The sequence below is a fragment of the Sphingomonas sp. Root710 genome (assembly GCF_001429065.1).
Taxonomy (GTDB): Bacteria; Pseudomonadota; Alphaproteobacteria; order Sphingomonadales; family Sphingomonadaceae; genus Rhizorhabdus.
Window position 1 is genome coordinate 174,578 of the sequence record NZ_LMIB01000017.1, and the last position, 14,957, is coordinate 189,534.

At 64.8% G+C, this 14,957-nt stretch carries 14 protein-coding genes and 1 tRNA gene; 7 read left to right on the plus strand and 8 right to left on the minus strand.

The genetic code is table 11. From position 1 onward, the window contains the following. Nucleotides 1–52 precede the first annotated feature (52 nt). On the plus strand, nucleotides 53–4,324 hold the full coding sequence (gene rpoC / locus ASE00_RS20280) for a DNA-directed RNA polymerase subunit beta' (RefSeq protein WP_056383543.1): 4,272 nt from the start codon (nucleotides 53–55) through the stop codon (nucleotides 4,322–4,324). A 169-nt stretch (nucleotides 4,325–4,493) separates the two neighbouring features. On the opposite strand, the gene ASE00_RS23140 is transcribed toward rpoC, so the two are convergent. Both ASE00_RS23140 and ASE00_RS20295 read right to left on the minus strand, forming a co-directional pair. Further along, nucleotides 4,494–4,910: a DUF4279 domain-containing protein gene (locus tag ASE00_RS23140; protein WP_082594866.1), complete on the minus strand. Its 417-nt coding sequence runs from the start codon at nucleotides 4,908–4,910 to the stop codon at nucleotides 4,494–4,496. A gap of 691 nt (nucleotides 4,911–5,601) precedes the next feature. Beyond that, nucleotides 5,602–6,084: a YybH family protein gene (locus ASE00_RS20295; RefSeq protein WP_082594867.1), complete on the minus strand. Its 483-nt coding sequence runs from the start codon at nucleotides 6,082–6,084 to the stop codon at nucleotides 5,602–5,604. Between the two features lie 140 nt (nucleotides 6,085–6,224). On the opposite strand from ASE00_RS20295, the gene ASE00_RS20300 reads away from it, so the two are divergent. Both ASE00_RS20300 and ASE00_RS20305 read left to right on the plus strand, forming a co-directional pair. Further along, nucleotides 6,225–7,631 (plus strand): M20/M25/M40 family metallo-hydrolase, encoded by a 1,407-nt coding sequence (locus ASE00_RS20300; RefSeq protein WP_056383629.1) that lies wholly within the window; start codon nucleotides 6,225–6,227, stop codon nucleotides 7,629–7,631. Nucleotides 7,632–7,693: 62 nt separating this feature from the next. Beyond that, entirely contained in the window at nucleotides 7,694–8,422 is a 729-nt protein-coding gene (locus ASE00_RS20305) for a metallophosphoesterase family protein (RefSeq protein WP_056383547.1), read from the plus strand. Between the two features lie 204 nt (nucleotides 8,423–8,626). On the opposite strand, the gene infA is transcribed toward ASE00_RS20305, so the two are convergent. Together infA and ASE00_RS20315 are read right to left on the minus strand one after the other, a co-directional pair. Next, nucleotides 8,627–8,893 (minus strand): translation initiation factor IF-1, encoded by a 267-nt coding sequence (infA, locus tag ASE00_RS20310; RefSeq protein ID WP_056383548.1) that lies wholly within the window; start codon nucleotides 8,891–8,893, stop codon nucleotides 8,627–8,629. 2 nt (nucleotides 8,894–8,895) lie between these two features. After that, nucleotides 8,896–9,102: a cold-shock protein gene (locus ASE00_RS20315; protein WP_056383549.1), complete on the minus strand. Its 207-nt coding sequence runs from the start codon at nucleotides 9,100–9,102 to the stop codon at nucleotides 8,896–8,898. Between the two features lie 344 nt (nucleotides 9,103–9,446). On the opposite strand from ASE00_RS20315, the gene ASE00_RS20320 reads away from it, so the two are divergent. Together ASE00_RS20320 and ASE00_RS20325 are read left to right on the plus strand one after the other, a co-directional pair. After that, nucleotides 9,447–9,662, plus strand: a complete 216-nt coding sequence (locus ASE00_RS20320; protein ID WP_056383550.1) for a hypothetical protein — start codon at nucleotides 9,447–9,449, stop codon at nucleotides 9,660–9,662. 4 nt (nucleotides 9,663–9,666) lie between these two features. After that, on the plus strand, nucleotides 9,667–10,218 hold the full coding sequence (locus ASE00_RS20325) for a hypothetical protein (RefSeq protein ID WP_056383551.1): 552 nt from the start codon (nucleotides 9,667–9,669) through the stop codon (nucleotides 10,216–10,218). On the opposite strand, the gene ASE00_RS20330 is transcribed toward ASE00_RS20325, so the two are convergent. From ASE00_RS20330 to ASE00_RS20340, 3 genes are all read right to left on the minus strand, one after another. After that, nucleotides 10,191–11,354 carry a GGDEF domain-containing protein gene (locus ASE00_RS20330; RefSeq protein WP_235538769.1) on the minus strand — a complete coding sequence of 388 codons (1,164 nt, stop codon included), beginning with the start codon at nucleotides 11,352–11,354 and terminating at the stop codon, nucleotides 10,191–10,193. The two genes, ASE00_RS20325 and ASE00_RS20330, sit on opposite strands and share 28 nt — an antisense overlap. 189 nt (nucleotides 11,355–11,543) lie before the next feature. After that, nucleotides 11,544–11,620, minus strand: a tRNA-Asp gene (locus ASE00_RS20335). A 75-nt stretch (nucleotides 11,621–11,695) separates the two neighbouring features. Further along, the gene (locus ASE00_RS20340) at nucleotides 11,696–12,838 is read right to left on the minus strand and encodes an AI-2E family transporter (protein WP_056383630.1); all 1,143 of its coding nucleotides are present in this window, start codon (nucleotides 12,836–12,838) and stop codon (nucleotides 11,696–11,698) included. Nucleotides 12,839–13,381: 543 nt separating this feature from the next. Here ASE00_RS20340 and ASE00_RS20345 point away from each other — a divergent pair. Further along, a complete protein-coding gene (locus ASE00_RS20345) occupies nucleotides 13,382–13,954 on the plus strand; it encodes a cell wall hydrolase (protein ID WP_082594868.1) in 573 nt (190 codons plus the stop codon). Between the two features lie 82 nt (nucleotides 13,955–14,036). Continuing rightward, entirely contained in the window at nucleotides 14,037–14,510 is a 474-nt protein-coding gene (gene ybaK / locus ASE00_RS20350; RefSeq protein WP_056383553.1) for a Cys-tRNA(Pro) deacylase, read from the plus strand. Between the two features lie 121 nt (nucleotides 14,511–14,631). Here the strand turns inward: ybaK and ASE00_RS20355 are convergent, their stop codons facing one another. Continuing rightward, nucleotides 14,632–14,946, minus strand: a complete 315-nt coding sequence (locus ASE00_RS20355; RefSeq protein WP_056383554.1) for a hypothetical protein — start codon at nucleotides 14,944–14,946, stop codon at nucleotides 14,632–14,634. Nucleotides 14,947–14,957 lie beyond the last annotated feature (11 nt).

Genomic DNA, 14,957 nt, shown 5'->3' on the forward strand with positions numbered 1-14,957 from the left:
TAGCGGCTCTCCCGCCCCGCCCAGAAATTCGACCCTTCAGAGGGACTGAGACATGAACGAACTGACCAATTTCGCCAATCCGGTCGCGAAGCCCGAGACCTTCGACCAGATCCAGATCGGCATCGCCAGCCCGGAGCGTATCCGCAGCTGGTCCTTCGGCGAGATCAAGAAGCCGGAAACGATCAACTACCGCACGTTCAAGCCCGAGCGTGACGGCCTGTTCTGCGCGCGCATCTTCGGTCCGATCAAGGATTATGAGTGCCTGTGCGGCAAGTACAAGCGGATGAAGTACAAGGGCATCGTCTGCGAAAAGTGCGGCGTCGAGGTCACCGTCTCGAAGGTCCGCCGCGAGCGGATGGGCCATATCGAGCTTGCCGCCCCGGTCGCGCACATCTGGTTCCTGAAGTCGCTTCCGTCGCGCATCGGCCTGCTGCTCGACATGCAGCTCAAGCAGCTCGAGCGCGTGCTGTACTTCGAAGCCTATATCGTCATCGAGCCGGGCCTGACCCCGCTGGAGAAGTTCCAGCTGCTCACCGAGGATGAACTGCTCGAGGCGCAGGACGAATATGGCGAGGACGCCTTCTCCGCCGGTATCGGCGCCGAAGCGGTGCGCCGCATGCTCGAGGAACTCGACCTCGAAGGCGAGAAGGAAGAGCTTCTCAAGGAGCTGGCCGAGACCAAGTCGGAGCTGAAGCCCAAGAAGATCATCAAGCGCCTGAAGGTCGTCGAGAGCTTCCTGGAATCGGGCAACCGCCCGGAGTGGATGATCCTCGAGGTCGTTCCCGTCATTCCGCCGGATCTGCGCCCGCTGGTCCCGCTCGACGGCGGCCGCTTCGCGACGTCGGATCTCAACGATCTCTATCGCCGCGTGATCAACCGTAACAACCGCCTGAAGCGGCTGATGGAGCTGCGCGCGCCGGACATCATCGTCCGCAACGAAAAGCGCATGCTGCAGGAATCGGTCGACGCGCTGTTCGACAATGGCCGCCGCGGCCGCACGATCACCGGCGCGAACAAGCGTCCGCTCAAGTCGCTGTCCGACATGCTCAAGGGCAAGCAGGGCCGCTTCCGCCAGAATCTGCTCGGCAAGCGCGTCGACTATTCGGGCCGTTCGGTCATCGTGACCGGTCCGGAGCTCAAGCTGCACCAGTGCGGCCTGCCGAAGAAGATGGCGCTCGAGCTGTTCAAGCCGTTCATCTACGCCCGTCTGGACGCCAAGGGTCTCTCGATGACCCTGAAGCAGGCGAAGAAGTGGGTCGAGAAGGAGCGCAAGGAAGTCTGGGACATCCTCGACGAGGTGATCCGCGAGCATCCGGTGCTGCTGAACCGCGCGCCGACGCTCCACCGCCTCGGCATCCAGGCGTTCGAGCCGGTGCTGATCGAAGGCAAGGCGATCCAGCTGCACCCGCTGGTCTGCTCGGCGTTCAACGCCGACTTCGACGGCGACCAGATGGCCGTGCACGTTCCGCTGTCGCTTGAAGCGCAGCTGGAAGCGCGCGTCCTGATGATGTCGACCAACAACATCCTGTCGCCCGCGAACGGCAAGCCGATCATCGTGCCGTCGCAGGACATGGTGCTGGGCCTCTATTATCTGTCGATGCTCAAGGAAGGCGAGCCGGGCGAAGGCTCGCTGATCGCCGACATGCAGGAAGTCCACCAGGCGCTCGCCGCCAAGGCGGTGACGCTGCACACCAAGATCGTCAGCCGCGTTCCGCAGACCGACGAGGACGGCAACCAGTATATGAAGCGCGTCGAGACGACGCCGGGCCGCATGCTGCTCGGCGAGACGCTGCCGAAGAGCCACAAGGTTCCGTTCGAGACGGTCAACCGCCTGCTGACCAAGAAGGAGATCGGCGACGTCATCGACATCGTCTATCGCCACACCGGCCAGAAGGAGACGGTGCTGTTCGCCGACGCGATCATGGCGCTGGGCTTCCGCCACGCGTTCCAGGCCGGCATCTCGTTCGGCAAGGACGACATGATCATCCCCGACGCCAAGGAGCCGCTGGTCGAGGAGACCCGCGCCCTGGTGAAGGACTTCGAGCAGCAATATCAGGACGGCCTGATCACGCAGCAGGAGAAGTACAACAAGGTGATCGACGCCTGGTCGCGTTGCGGCGACCGCGTGGCGGCCGAGATGATGAAGGAAATCTCGGCGGTCAAGAAGGGCGACGACGGCCGCGAGAAGCCGATCAACGCGATCTACATGATGGCGCACTCCGGTGCCCGTGGTAGCGCCGCGCAGATCAAGCAGCTCGCCGGCATGCGCGGCCTGATGGCCAAGCCGTCGGGCGAGATCATCGAGACCCCGATCATCTCGAACTTCAAGGAAGGCCTGACCGTCCTTGAATATTTCAACTCGACCCACGGCGCCCGCAAGGGTCTGGCCGACACCGCGCTCAAGACGGCGAACTCGGGTTACCTCACCCGCCGTCTGGTCGACGTGTCGCAGGATTGCGTCGTCGTCGAAGTCGATTGCGGCACCGACCGCGCGCTCGACATGAAGGCGATCGTCCAGGGTGGCGCGACCATCGCATCGCTGGGCGAGCGTATCCTGGGCCGCACCACGGCCGAGGATATCGTCGACTCCAAGACCAACGAGGTCCTCATCGCCGAGGGCACGCTGCTCGACGAGCCGATGGTCGCCGCGATCGAGGCGATCGGCATCCAGGGCGTCAAGATCCGCAGCCCGCTGGTCTGCGAATCCAAGGGCGGCGTCTGCGCGGCCTGCTATGGCCGTGACCTGGCCCGCGGCACTCCGGTGAACATCGGCGAAGCCGTCGGCGTCATCGCGGCGCAGTCGATCGGCGAGCCGGGCACCCAGCTGACGATGCGGACCTTCCACATCGGCGGCGCGGCGCAGCTCAACGAGCAGTCGAACCTCGAATCGATCGCCGACGGGACGATCGAATATCGCGACCTGCGGATCATCACCGATCCGCGCGGCCGCCGTGTTTCGCTCAGCCGTTCGGGCGAAGTCGCGATCATCGACAGCGAAGGCCGCGAGCGTTCGACCCATCGGCTGCCCTACGGTGCGCACCTCCTCGTCGACGACGGCGCGAAGGTGAGCAAGGGCGACCGCCTGGCCGAGTGGGATCCGTTCACCATGCCGGTGATCACCGAGACCGGCGGCACGGTGAAGTATCAGGACCTGATCGACAACCAGACGCTCACCGAGCAGACCGACGAAGCGACCGGCATCAGCCAGAAGGTCGTCATCGAGTATCGCGCCACCAGCCGGAAGGAAGACCTCCGTCCGCGCCTGACGCTGCTCGACGACGCATCGGGCGAAACCGCGCGCTACATGCTGGCGCCGGGCGCGATGCTCTCGGTCGAGGACGGACAGACGGTGCAGGCTGGCGAGGTTCTCGCCCGCGTCAGCCGCGAGTCGGCCAAGACCCGCGACATCACCGGCGGTCTGCCGCGCGTCGCAGAGCTGTTCGAAGCGCGCAAGCCCAAGGAAAACGCGATCATCGCGAAGGTCTCGGGCCGCGTCGAGTTCGGCAAGGACTACAAGGCCAAGCGCAAGATCATCATCCGTCCGGACGATGGCAGCGATGCGGTCGAGTATCTGGTGCCGAAGTCGAAGGTCATCGACGTGCAGGAAGGCGACTATGTCAAGCGCGGCGACAACCTGATCGGCGGTTCGCCCGATCCGCATGATATTCTCGAAGTGCTCGGCATCGAGCCCCTCGCCGAATATCTCGTGTCGGAAATCCAGGAAGTCTATAGACTCCAGGGCGTGAAGATCAACGACAAGCACATCGAGACGATCGTTCGCCAGATGCTGCAGAAGGTCGAGATCACCGACGGCGGCGATACCACCCTGCTTCCCGGCGAGCAGGTGGACCGCGAGGAAATGGACGAGATCAACGCCAAGGCGGAAGCCGAAGGCCGGGCGATCGCGGCGGGCAAGCCGATCCTGCTCGGGATCACCAAGGCGTCGCTGCAGACCCGCTCGTTCATCTCGGCCGCGTCGTTCCAGGAGACGACCCGCGTGCTCACCGACGCGTCGGTGCAGGGCAAGGTCGACACGCTGAACGGCCTCAAGGAGAATGTCATCGTCGGCCGCCTGATCCCGGCGGGCACCGGCGCCGGCATGAGCCGCCTGCGGGTGACCGCCACCAGCCGCGACGCTGCTCTCCGGGCAGCGCAGCGCAACTGGCAGGAGTCGCTGATCGCCCCGGCGAGCGCCGCCGAAGAGCATGCGGCCGAACTGCGCCAGCCGGTCGAAGCCGACACCGGCGACGACGTGCTCGCGGCGGTGGTGGGCGAGACCCACGGCACCGACGAGGACGCCGGCGATTACCTGAACGAGGAGTGAGACGCGGCGCTTCGGCGCCGGGGATCATGACGAACAAGACCCCGCCGGAGCGATCCGGCGGGGTTTTTGTTTTGGTCGGTCGGCCATGATGGGACGGTTAATTAAACGGAGGCTTGCGATCTAATCTTCGCCGTAGGGCTAAGGCACGCAATCTCCTGTTTGCGGACATTCAGTCGGGCGATGTCTGGCCGTAAATATCAAGATCGAGAGAAATGTTACGAAGGCCTAGGTTTTCCATGGTTTTCGCCGATACAGTAATCCCCTCATTACTTTCTTCCATGAACAGGCCACAAAAGATGTCAACCGTAAACCGGGCTGTAAAATCCGCCCATACAGTAAGGTCGTCGCTGCAAAGCGCGAGCAATTCTACGACTTGAGCATCAAGATCGCCCGGCTGCTTATCCTTGACCTCCAATCGCCAAAATCCAGTGCGAGCTACCTTTTCGGTGCCGCCTTTTGTGAGCCATACAGCGCCTTTCCTAGCGCCAACCGTGGGTACGCAACCGAGGCGAGCGGTAATTTCATCCGGATCAAGTTCATCACCGAAGAGCCGAAGCGTCGTTACCGTTTGGTGAAGTTTCGCCATTCGCTGGCCCTATCTCGTTAAATGACCAATTACCACCGGACGCAGCTCAAGTCAGACAGATCGCATTCCACCCCATCCGAACATTTTGCGCCATATCGGACCGCGGACGGCGCCCGGTTGCCGTCCTCAACAAACGTCCTATTCTCTACGTTGATACTTTCACGGGAACCGCGGATGCTCATGTTACTCGTACTCTGGCTGATGGCCATCGTGGCGGTTCCCGGCCTCGCGTTTCTGTTTCGAGCCTGGTTCGGATCAGGGCGGTGGGCTGACTTCGATTTGCCAACCTATCTCATTGCTTGGGCCATCGTGGCTGCCGTTGAGATATTCGGGATCATATCGCTCACGGGCGAGCCCCTGTCGGTGTGGATAGTTGGCTTTTGGTCGACAATCGGGGCCGTCGCAATTGGCGTAGTATGGTGGCTATCCACCAAGGCGACACAGCGAGATAATTAAAACGTTGCCGAGGGCGAAGGCGTTAGTTTGGAGTCGGAACGTCCGCTTTGAGCCGACCTACATCGGGAGCCGCCAAACCGCTCCCCCCCCCCCCCCCCGGGATGGCACATGCCATGCAACGGCTGCGCAAAGTGCGATTTGTCACCGCGGCCAGAGCTGCCATCGCGCCGGAATGCGATGGACGCGAACTGAGGCGTATCGTCCGTCCACACACGCCCTAACCGCCCCGCGCATCCTAAGGTGTGCAAGCGCGGCCTTCGCAGTGGAGTTTGACGTAGAGTTCGCCGCGCGCCTGCCAGCCGGACGGCTCCTTCCGCCAATGCGCCGCATAGGAGCCCCCATAGTGCAGCGTACCGGCGGGGCCCTGCTTCGTGCCGGTCCAGGTGCCGCTTTCATAGGCGCGGTCCGCCGTGGCGTTGAGCAATATCCGGTCCGGCGTGCGAACGAAGACGACCGAGGTCCAGGCCGGATCGGCGAAGTGCTTCGCGAAGATGCCGCGGACGCCCGACTTGCCGATGCTGTAGCTGCCATCGCTCCAGACGAAGGCGGCATCGTCGGAATAGATCGCGCCGATCTGATCGAGATCATGGGCGGCGATGGCCGCATTATTCTGATTCCTCAGCGCGGCGATGACCGTCTCCGGGCTTTCGGCCAGCGTCGGGGCAGGCGCGATCAGGCACAGTGCCAGCGCCGCGCCGAAGAGATGTATCAATCGCATGTCGGTCCTTCCCCCGAGAGTCCGTGCCAGTCTGCCGCAAGCGCCGCAGGGCCGCAATCGGGCATGCCATGGACGCGGCGGTCCACGACCGGCATGATGCGCGCAGAGGGCACGCCACGCCCGTCATCCGGGGAGCCGACATGCGGGCATTCATCACGGGACTCGTCGCCGCGCTGGCGCTAACCGGGCAGGCCGTTGCCGCCGAGCCGCCGCTGCGGCCCGATCAGGCGAAGTTCCGCGTGCTGTTCAAGGAGCTGGTCGAGACCAACACCACCCTGTCGTCCGGCAGCTGTACGCTGGCGGCGGAACGGATGGCGGCGCGGCTGAAGGGGGCGGGGTTTGCCGACGACCAGCTGACGCTGTTCGCGGACCCGGCGCATCCGAAGGAGGGCGGGCTGGTCGCGGTCTATCCGGGCGGCTCGACGACGGCGAACCCGATCCTGCTGCTGGCGCATATCGACGTGGTCGAGGCGAAGCGCGAGGACTGGACGCGCGATCCGTTCGCGCTGGTCGAGGAGGACGGCTATTTCTACGCGCGCGGGACCGCCGACACCAAGGCGCTGGCGGCGATCTGGGTCGATGCGCTGATCCGCTTCAAGGAGACAGGGTACAAGCCGAAGCGCGCCGTGAAGGTCGCGCTGACCTGTGGCGAGGAGACCAATGGGGCGTTCAACGGCGCGCAGTGGCTGAGCGAGAATCGCCGTGGCCTGATCGACGCGGCGTTCGCGCTGAACGAGGGCGGCGGCGGCAACAGCGATGGCAAGGGCACGCTGGTCTCGCAGGAGGTGCAGGTCGGCGAGAAGACCTTCGTCAATTTCCGGCTGGAGACGCGCAATGCAGGCGGCCATTCGTCGGTGCCGGTGCGCGACAATGCGATCTATCAGCTGGCGCGGGCGCTGACCAAGATCGACGAGCATGAGTTTCCGCTGGAGCTCAACGACACGACGCGCGCCTATTTCGCGGGCGCGGGCAAGACGCGTGGCGATGCGATGGGGCGAGCGATGGTGGCGATCGCCGCCAATCCCGGCGACCGCGCCGCCGAAGCGGTGCTGAACGGCGACCGCGGCTATCATTCGATGCTGCGGACGACCTGCGTCGCGACGCTGCTCGATGCGGGCCATGCCGCCAACGCCTTGCCCCAGCGGGCGCGCGCCAACGTCAATTGCCGGATCTTTCCCGGGCACTCGATCGAGGAGACCGGGACGGAACTGGCGCGGGTTATCGGCGATCCCGGCGTCGGCATCACTGCCCTGCCCCCCGTCCGCCCGACGCCGCCCGCGCCGCCGCTCGACCCGGCGGTGGTCGGCCCGATGACGGCGCTGGCGAAACGCTATTTCCCGGGCGTACCGCTCGTCCCGTCGATGGCGACCGGCTATACCGACGCGACCTTCCTGGGCGCGGCCGGCATCCCGACCTATGGGGTGCCCGGGCCCTGGTTCGATCCCGACGGCAATGGTGCGCATGGGTTGAACGAACGGATCGAGGTGCGGTCGGTCTATGTCGGGCGCGATTATCTGTACGACCTGATCAAGGCTTATACGAAATAATGCGGCCGCCCCGCCGATCGGCGGGCGATGAAGCTTCCGGCGGCGCCACGCGTTGATCCCGCATGATCCGCCTGTTCCATGTCAGCGACCTGCATTTCGGTTGTGCCGACGAAACCGCGCTGCGCTGGTTCGCAGCCGCCGTGGCGGCGGAGCGGCCCGATGCGGTGATCGTCACCGGCGACCTGACGATGCGGGCGCGGCGGCAAGAGTTCGAGGCGGCGGGCGCGTGGCTGGAAAGCCTGGCCGTGCCGCTGACGATCGAGCCGGGCAATCACGACCTGCCCTGGAATCCGCTTACACGCTTCATGCGGCCCTATCGGCATTTCCGCCGGATCGAGGCCAATCTGGAGCGGCCTCTGTCGCTGCCGGGCCTGTCGCTGGTGCCGCTGAAGACGACCGCGCGCTTCCAGTGGCGGCTCAACTGGTCGTGGGGGGTCGTGAGCGGCGGCAGCCTGCGCCGGACGATCGCCCATCTCGACGCGACGCCCGATGACCGGATCGTCATCGTCGCCTGCCACCATCCGCTGACCGACCGCGACGGCATAAGATCGCGCGGGCGCACGTTGGGCGGCGCTGAGGCGCTGTCGCAACTCGCAGCAGCAGGCGCGGACGTGGTGCTGAGCGGCCATGTCCACGACCCGTTCGACAGTGTGATCGACGCCGGCGGAAAGCCGATCCGGGTAATCGGCGCGGGCACATTGTCGCACCGCACCCGCGCTACGCCGCCGTCGTTCAATCAGCTGACGATCGAGGGCGGTGCGATATCCAGCGCGGTGCGGGCGATGACGTGAAGACCGTCCGGGGGCGCGACGTCAGCCGAGCATCTCGGCGACGATACGGCGCAGTTCACGGCGTGACAGGACCGCTGGACGCGGGGTGGCGATACGCCGGTCGATTTGGAGGGATTGGGATACGATATTACGGCTATTGAAATTATGATTCATGCTATTCCCGGCGCGCCCAATCGTGGCGCGCCTTATCTTCTGTTATAAAAATCAGCGCCGGAATCCGCCGCGACGCATGCCGCCGGGCGAAGCGCCCGGGGTCCGTTCGCGGAAGATGATCCGGCCCTTGTCGAGGTCATAGGGGGTCATCTCGACCTGCACGCGATCGCCGACCACCGAGCGGATGCGGAAACGCCGCATCTTCCCGGCGGTATAGGCGATGATTCGATGAGCATTTTCCAGCGTGACGCCGAAGCGCCCGTCGGGAAGTATCTCGTCGATCGTGCCATCGAGGACCATCAGGTCCTCCTTGGCCATGATCAGGCCGGCTGCAGGTTGCAGGCCGACTGCTTGCCGCGGCGATCGGTTTCCAGATCATATTGGACGCGCTGTTCCTTCTGGAGGGTCGACATGCCCGCACGCTCGACGGCGGTGATGTGGACGAAGCTGTCGCCCGAGCCATCCTCGGCCGCGATGAAACCATAGCCCTTGTCGGCATTGAAAAATTTGACGACGCCCGTGAGCATTTAGTCGTCCTTTCACGGAAAATATTTCTCCCGGCGACATGTCCGGAAGGCCAGTGGCGTGAAAGGGAGAGATCGGCTTCTTGCAGAGCCTCAAAATCCGTCGCAGGCGACGTTAGCCCTATTAAATTAGCGTTTCTGCCACAAAAGTCAACCAACGCTAAAATTACGACCGCCGCCAAAGATTTCTTCTATAGGTTTATAGCAGCCGCAGAAGCATTATTTGGGTTTTGATTTGGAAAAAGTAGCTGGCGAGGAAATAAATACGGACAAAAGGGTTCGCCGCGCCTAAGGTGCGCCGGCCAATCCCGGCAGGCACGATCGCGCCGTGCAGGAGTTCCCTCACAATGTCCCGTGCCATCAATGTCAACGCAACGCTGCAGGACGTCACCGACATGTGCGCCAGGCACACCGCCGCGATCAGCGTGATCGAACCGCTGCTGTCCGGCGGAACGCGCGTCGTGCTGCGCAACGCTCACGACGCCGCGGTGATCACCCGCGCCTATGGCAAGAAAGTGCTGTCGGGCGCGGTCGAGCGGATGCCGATCCGCCCGCGCCACTGACGGCGTGACGCCCGGCAGCGCCATATCCGCCGGCAAGGTTCGCAGGCTCGCCGCGGCGATCGACACGATGACGCGCGGCACAGCCTTCCTGCAAGGCCGCGCCGCCATCTTCGGACAAGCGGACGCATCATCGGCCGCGCGCCACGCCATGATGCTCGCCAATGCCCTGCGCGAGCTGGACCGGTTCCTGAACGTGCTGCTCAACGAGCTCGCCGCGGGCGGAGGACTGCACGGGCCGGAATTACGCGCATTCCGGCGAGGGTGCGACGCCGCCCGCAAGCTGTCATCCTATCCCGACCTGCTCGGCGGAAAAGCCGATGACCACGGCCTGCTTAGAGAGATGTCGATGCAGAAGGCGGCGTTGCGGCGTGTCTTTGCTGCGCGGCGGCTGTCCGTCGGAATCGCGCCGTCAGGGGAGACGGCGCCGCGCCTCCCGCAGGTTGATCTGGCCGAAATCGGCGCCTATTATGCGGATCTTTCCACCCGCCTGGTCGATCATGCGGAAAGCCGGCGCGTGGCCGGCCCCGCTCAGGCGGCGCGCCCCGATCCCGCATAGGCCGACACGCCGCTGGCATGGCGCTTGCCGCTGGTCAGCGCGCGCTCTGCACCGCCAAGAAGGCGTTCGAGTTCGGCGCCCAGCTGCAGGTCGATCGCATAGCCGATATTCGCGGTGATGATGATGTCCTCACCCGCCACGGCGTAGCTCTTGTCGAGCGTCGCGACGATCTGGTGCGCGAGCGCCTCGGCTTCGGCGGCATCGGCCATGTTGGGCTGGACGACGACGAAATCGTCGCCGTTGAGGTGGATCACCAGGTTGTCGCCGCGCACGACGCGGCGCAGCCGCTGCGCGACCGCCTTGAGCAGAGCGTCCCCCGCCATATGGCCGTACATCTCGTTGACCGGATCGAGCTGGTTGATGTCGACGCAATGGACCGCGATCAGCTCAGACCCATCCGAGCGCGCGGCAAGCTGTTCGAAGCGCTCGCGCAGGACGAGACGGTTGGGCAGGCCGGTGAGGTCGTCCTGGCGCGCAAGCGTCTCCATCAGGCGGCGCATCGATATCTGCGCCGCGGTATCGCGATAGCGCTGAAACATCGACAGGACGCCGCCCGCGAGGAACAGGACGGTGAGGATGCCGGTGCCGCGATGCGCGCCGCCGGCGTGGAACAGGCTGACCAGGATCGTCGGCACGATCGCGATCAGGATCGCGGTGATGCTGATCCACAGCCGCAGCGACACCGTCGACGCGACCCCGGCGCCATAGCCGAAGATCAGCGCCACCAGCAGCATCCGGACGTCGGTGTCCGAGGTCGCATAGGCCCAGGCCGAGAAGGCGCCGAAGGCGGCGGCGAAAGCGATATAGGCGAGGCCGAATTGCAGTTCGATCGCGCGCGCGACATTCACGCCCAGTGCCGGCGCGCGAACCCGCCCGCGATTGCCGAACAGCGTGACGAGCCGGACCGCCGAGGCGGCGAGGCCAAGTATGTAGAAGATCTGGAGCAGCATATCGCCGCTGCGCGCGAGAATATAAGCGCCGGTGCCGGCGAAGCAGATCGTCATGATCACCGCGGGCAGCGCGAGCCCGAACAGCGACTGGACCAGTTCGATATAGGTGCCGTCGGGCAGCCGCTCCTTCATGATCTCCGCCGCCCGACGGCGGCGTCCACGCAGAAGTTTACGTAAAAGGCTCAAAAACCAGGCTCCCGCAGCGCGCCGAAAGAAACTCCATTTCGGTGCAAAGTAACAGAGCAAGGTTGCCAGGTAATTAGGACAAATACAGCGTTTCGCGCGGAAACCTAAGCCGATGGTCGCAATCGCGAGAGGATGGGGGGCTGCTCGGGCAGAAGCGCCACCTTCAGAAATCCATCGATTTTCGAAAGGTGGCGCGAGTGACGGGGCTCGAACCCGCGACCTCCGGCGTGACAGGCCGGCGCTCTAACCAACTGAGCTACACCCGCGTACGAACGCGTCGTGGGGCGGGCAACTAGTGGAGGCCCGACCCCCTGTCAACACAGTGCGGCATCAATCTGGAATCATTTTCTGAGCTCGGGCGGAAGCGCCGCCTCTTCATCCTCATGGGTGTTGGTAAAGGTGCCTTCGGCGAACAGGAATCCGGCGATGTCGGGCCGCCCCGCCGCATCGAGGACGGTGGTGAGGATGATCAGCAGCGGCACCGCCAGCAGCGCCCCCGCCGTGCCCCACACCCAGCTCCAGAAGCTCAACGCGACCAGGATCAGCAGCGGGTTGATCGTCAGCCGCCGCCCGACCAGCATCGGCGTCAGCACATTGGCTTCGACCAGATGCACCGCGATGAACAGTGACGCCGGCACCAGCGCATAGCCGAGATCGGAAAAGGTCATCAGCCCGCCGACAGCGAGCAGCCCGGCCGCCAGGATCGGCCCAAAATAGGGGACATAGTTGAGGATCGCGACGAGGCCGCCCCACATGATCGGGCTCGGCATCTCCGCGAACCACAGCATCAGCGAGACGAGGATGCCCATGCCGATGTTCACCGCGGTGATCGTCGCCAGATAGGCCGAGGTGCGGTCGACCATCTCCTGAATCACCCGCGCGGTGGTCATCGCGCTGGAGAAGCTGCCCCGGTTGGTGATCGTCCGCCGCCGCATCCGCGTCCAGCTCGACAGGAAGAAATAGACGACCAGCGTCGCGAACAGCATCTGCACCAGCGCGTGCGGGGCCGAGGTTGCGACATAGTCGAACAGCGAGTTGGGCTGCTGGATCGTCACGGTGCGGCCGCGCGCGGCGCTGTTGCGCAGGAGCGACCCCATCGTCTCGTCGACAAATCGTTCGAACGAGGAATAGATGTCGATCAGCGGCGACAGATTCTTGCGGATCAGCCGGATGCGCGAGGGCAGCCGCGCGAACCATTCGGTCGCGGGGACGATCACCGAGGCGATCGCCGCGTTGGCGAGGCCCAGGAACAACAGCACGCACAAGAGCGCCGCCATCGGCGAGGGCAGGCCGCGCCGCTCGAGCCATTCGAGCAGCGGCACCAGCGCCACCGCGATCACCAGCGCGATCGTCACCGGCAGGAAGAACTCCGACCCCGCATGCAGCGCGAAGGGGATGGCGAGGATAATTCCCGCGCCCGCAGTCAGCGCCAGCCAGGCGAGCAGGCGATCGCGGCGATAGGCCATCTCGGCCTGGCTCGCCATCGAGACGCGCAGGGCGTCGACGACCGGCGCGGACGCGGCGGCATCGGCAGCGCCGGGGGTGGCGGCGGGACCGGAGCGGGCGGATTCGGAGGACGCAGAGACGGACGGCGCGGCGGCAACAGCGGGCCGCTCCCCCCCGCCGGTCACATCCTCCTGCATCGATTCGCTCCGCCGTTCATCCCGTCCCCGATCCGGTTATCGCGCGGTTCGGCCGCCGCCGCCAGCGGGGCCGCACAAGGTCGCCCCTTTGGCCCCGGATTATTGCAATAACACAACAGCTTCGTGGCAAAGATAAGGCCGGTAGCGTTAGCAGCTGCACAAAAACACAAGATATGGGGTTCCTCACTCCATCCTGCCGACGAAACGATTCGTCGTGCTTTCGTTGACTCTCGCCGCCCGCCCGGCCAAGGGAGCCTCGAAATTGGTCGTCTGGGGCACGACGTTGCTTATCCGCCCCCTGCCGACAAGTCGTGAATGAACACCTCGCCCTGTGTTTTGAGGTTTGGGCGAGCGTGGGCTTTTGCGCATCTGATGGAGTACTGAATGTCCGCCAAATTGGCTCAACATCCGCTCATGATTGCCGCGATGATCATCGCCGCGGCGACGGGAGCTATGGGCTTTGCGGCTATTCCGACGTCCGAACCGACGCTCGCCTACGAAATGACCGCCCAGATCACCGCCGACGACCGGGTCGTCGATGACGGTATCGATCAGGTGATGTTCAAGGAGGCCGTCGCCTCCTCTTCCCAGCTCGACAAGCAGCTCGAATGCATGGCCAAGGTCGTCATGCACGAAGCCGCCAATCAGCCGCGCAGCGGCCAGCTCGCGGTCGCGCAGCTGATCATGAACCGCGTCGGCCAGGATCGCTTCGGCGAATCGGTCTGCGAAGTGGTCAATCAGCCGGGCCAGTTCTTCCGCACCGCATCCTACAATCCAAGCCGCACGTCGGCCCGCTGGGCGACCGCGGTCGAGGTCTCGCGTCAGGCGATGGCCGGCAATGCCGAGCAGGTCGTCCCCGGCGCGGTATTCTATCACGCCGCGTACCAGACGCCGAACCGCTTCTTCCGGACGCGCGAGCGTATCTCGATGGTCGGCGATCACGTCTTCTACCGGTAAGCGACAACTGCCGTTTTTCGTGAAAGCCCCGGCCATCGCGCCGGGGCTTTCGCTTTTCCGGCAGGCGTGATTAATCGCGGCCATGTCCAAGACCACCCGCGCTACGCAATTCCTGACCCAGGCCAAGGTCGCGCACAGCGTCCACAGCTATGACTATGCGCCTGGCGGCGAGCGGGTGGGCCTGCAGGCTGCCGAAGCGCTGGGCGAAGACCCGTCGCGGGTGCTCAAGACGCTGATGATCGAGATCGACGGCAAGCCCGCCTGCGCGGTGATCCCGTCCGATCGCGAGCTTTCGATGAAGAAGGCCGCCGCCGCGCTGGGCGCGAAATCGGCGCAGATGATGAAGCCCGCCGATGCCGAACGGATGACCGGTTTCGTCGTCGGCGGGATCAGCCCCTTCGGTCAGAAGAAACGCGTACCGGTCGTTATGGAGGCCGGCGCGATGGACGAAGCGCTGGTCTATATCAACGGCGGCCAGCGCGGCTTGCAGGTGCGGCTTGCGCCTGGGGATGCGGCGACGGCGCTGGGCGCGGTGGTGGCGGAGGTGGTGGCGTAGCGTCCTTCGAGACGCCGCTTCGCCAAGCTCAGCGGCTCCTCAGGATCAGCGGATTTGGGATAAGGATAACCGCTCATCCTGAGGAGGGGCTGAGCGAAGGCGAAGACCCGTCTCGAAGGACTTATTGGCCCGTCGCAGGGGCCTCAGTTCCGAAGCGGATCGCCTGGAGTTGCTTCCAGCGGGCGTGGAGCGCATCGCGCGGGGCGGTGAGGCCGGTTGCGTCCATAGCCGCCTTCCATCCGCCAGCCGCCGCCGACGCCCGCTGCTGGACCTCCGACACCGGCTTCTCGTCGACCCAGGCGGCCAGCGTCCCGGCATTGGCAAAGAGCAGCAGCAGCGCCGCCGTGACGATCGTCGTCGCGGTCCAGAGGAAGGCGCGGTGTTCGATCGGCGGCTCGGGAAGATCGACGGGCGAGGCCGGTTCATGCTCCTTCATCGCGGGCGTCT

What these genes read in the sequence shown, in the direction of transcription:
- rpoC (WP_056383543.1), top strand. Translation starts at nt 53, where the DNA reads ATGAACGAACTGACCAATTTCGCCAATCCGGTCGCGAAGCCCGAGACC.
- ASE00_RS23140 (WP_082594866.1), bottom strand. Translation starts at nt 4,910, where the DNA reads ATGGCGAAACTTCACCAAACGGTAACGACGCTTCGGCTCTTCGGTGAT.
- ASE00_RS20295 (WP_082594867.1), bottom strand. Translation starts at nt 6,084, where the DNA reads ATGCGATTGATACATCTCTTCGGCGCGGCGCTGGCACTGTGCCTGATC.
- ASE00_RS20300 (WP_056383629.1), top strand. Translation starts at nt 6,225, where the DNA reads ATGCGGGCATTCATCACGGGACTCGTCGCCGCGCTGGCGCTAACCGGG.
- ASE00_RS20305 (WP_056383547.1), top strand. Translation starts at nt 7,694, where the DNA reads ATGATCCGCCTGTTCCATGTCAGCGACCTGCATTTCGGTTGTGCCGAC.
- infA (WP_056383548.1), bottom strand. Translation starts at nt 8,893, where the DNA reads ATGGCCAAGGAGGACCTGATGGTCCTCGATGGCACGATCGACGAGATA.
- ASE00_RS20315 (WP_056383549.1), bottom strand. Translation starts at nt 9,102, where the DNA reads ATGCTCACGGGCGTCGTCAAATTTTTCAATGCCGACAAGGGCTATGGT.
- ASE00_RS20320 (WP_056383550.1), top strand. Translation starts at nt 9,447, where the DNA reads ATGTCCCGTGCCATCAATGTCAACGCAACGCTGCAGGACGTCACCGAC.
- ASE00_RS20340 (WP_056383630.1), bottom strand. Translation starts at nt 12,838, where the DNA reads ATGGCGAGCCAGGCCGAGATGGCCTATCGCCGCGATCGCCTGCTCGCC.
- ASE00_RS20345 (WP_082594868.1), top strand. Translation starts at nt 13,382, where the DNA reads ATGTCCGCCAAATTGGCTCAACATCCGCTCATGATTGCCGCGATGATC.
- ybaK (WP_056383553.1), top strand. Translation starts at nt 14,037, where the DNA reads ATGTCCAAGACCACCCGCGCTACGCAATTCCTGACCCAGGCCAAGGTC.
- ASE00_RS20355 (WP_056383554.1), bottom strand. Translation starts at nt 14,946, where the DNA reads ATGAAGGAGCATGAACCGGCCTCGCCCGTCGATCTTCCCGAGCCGCCG.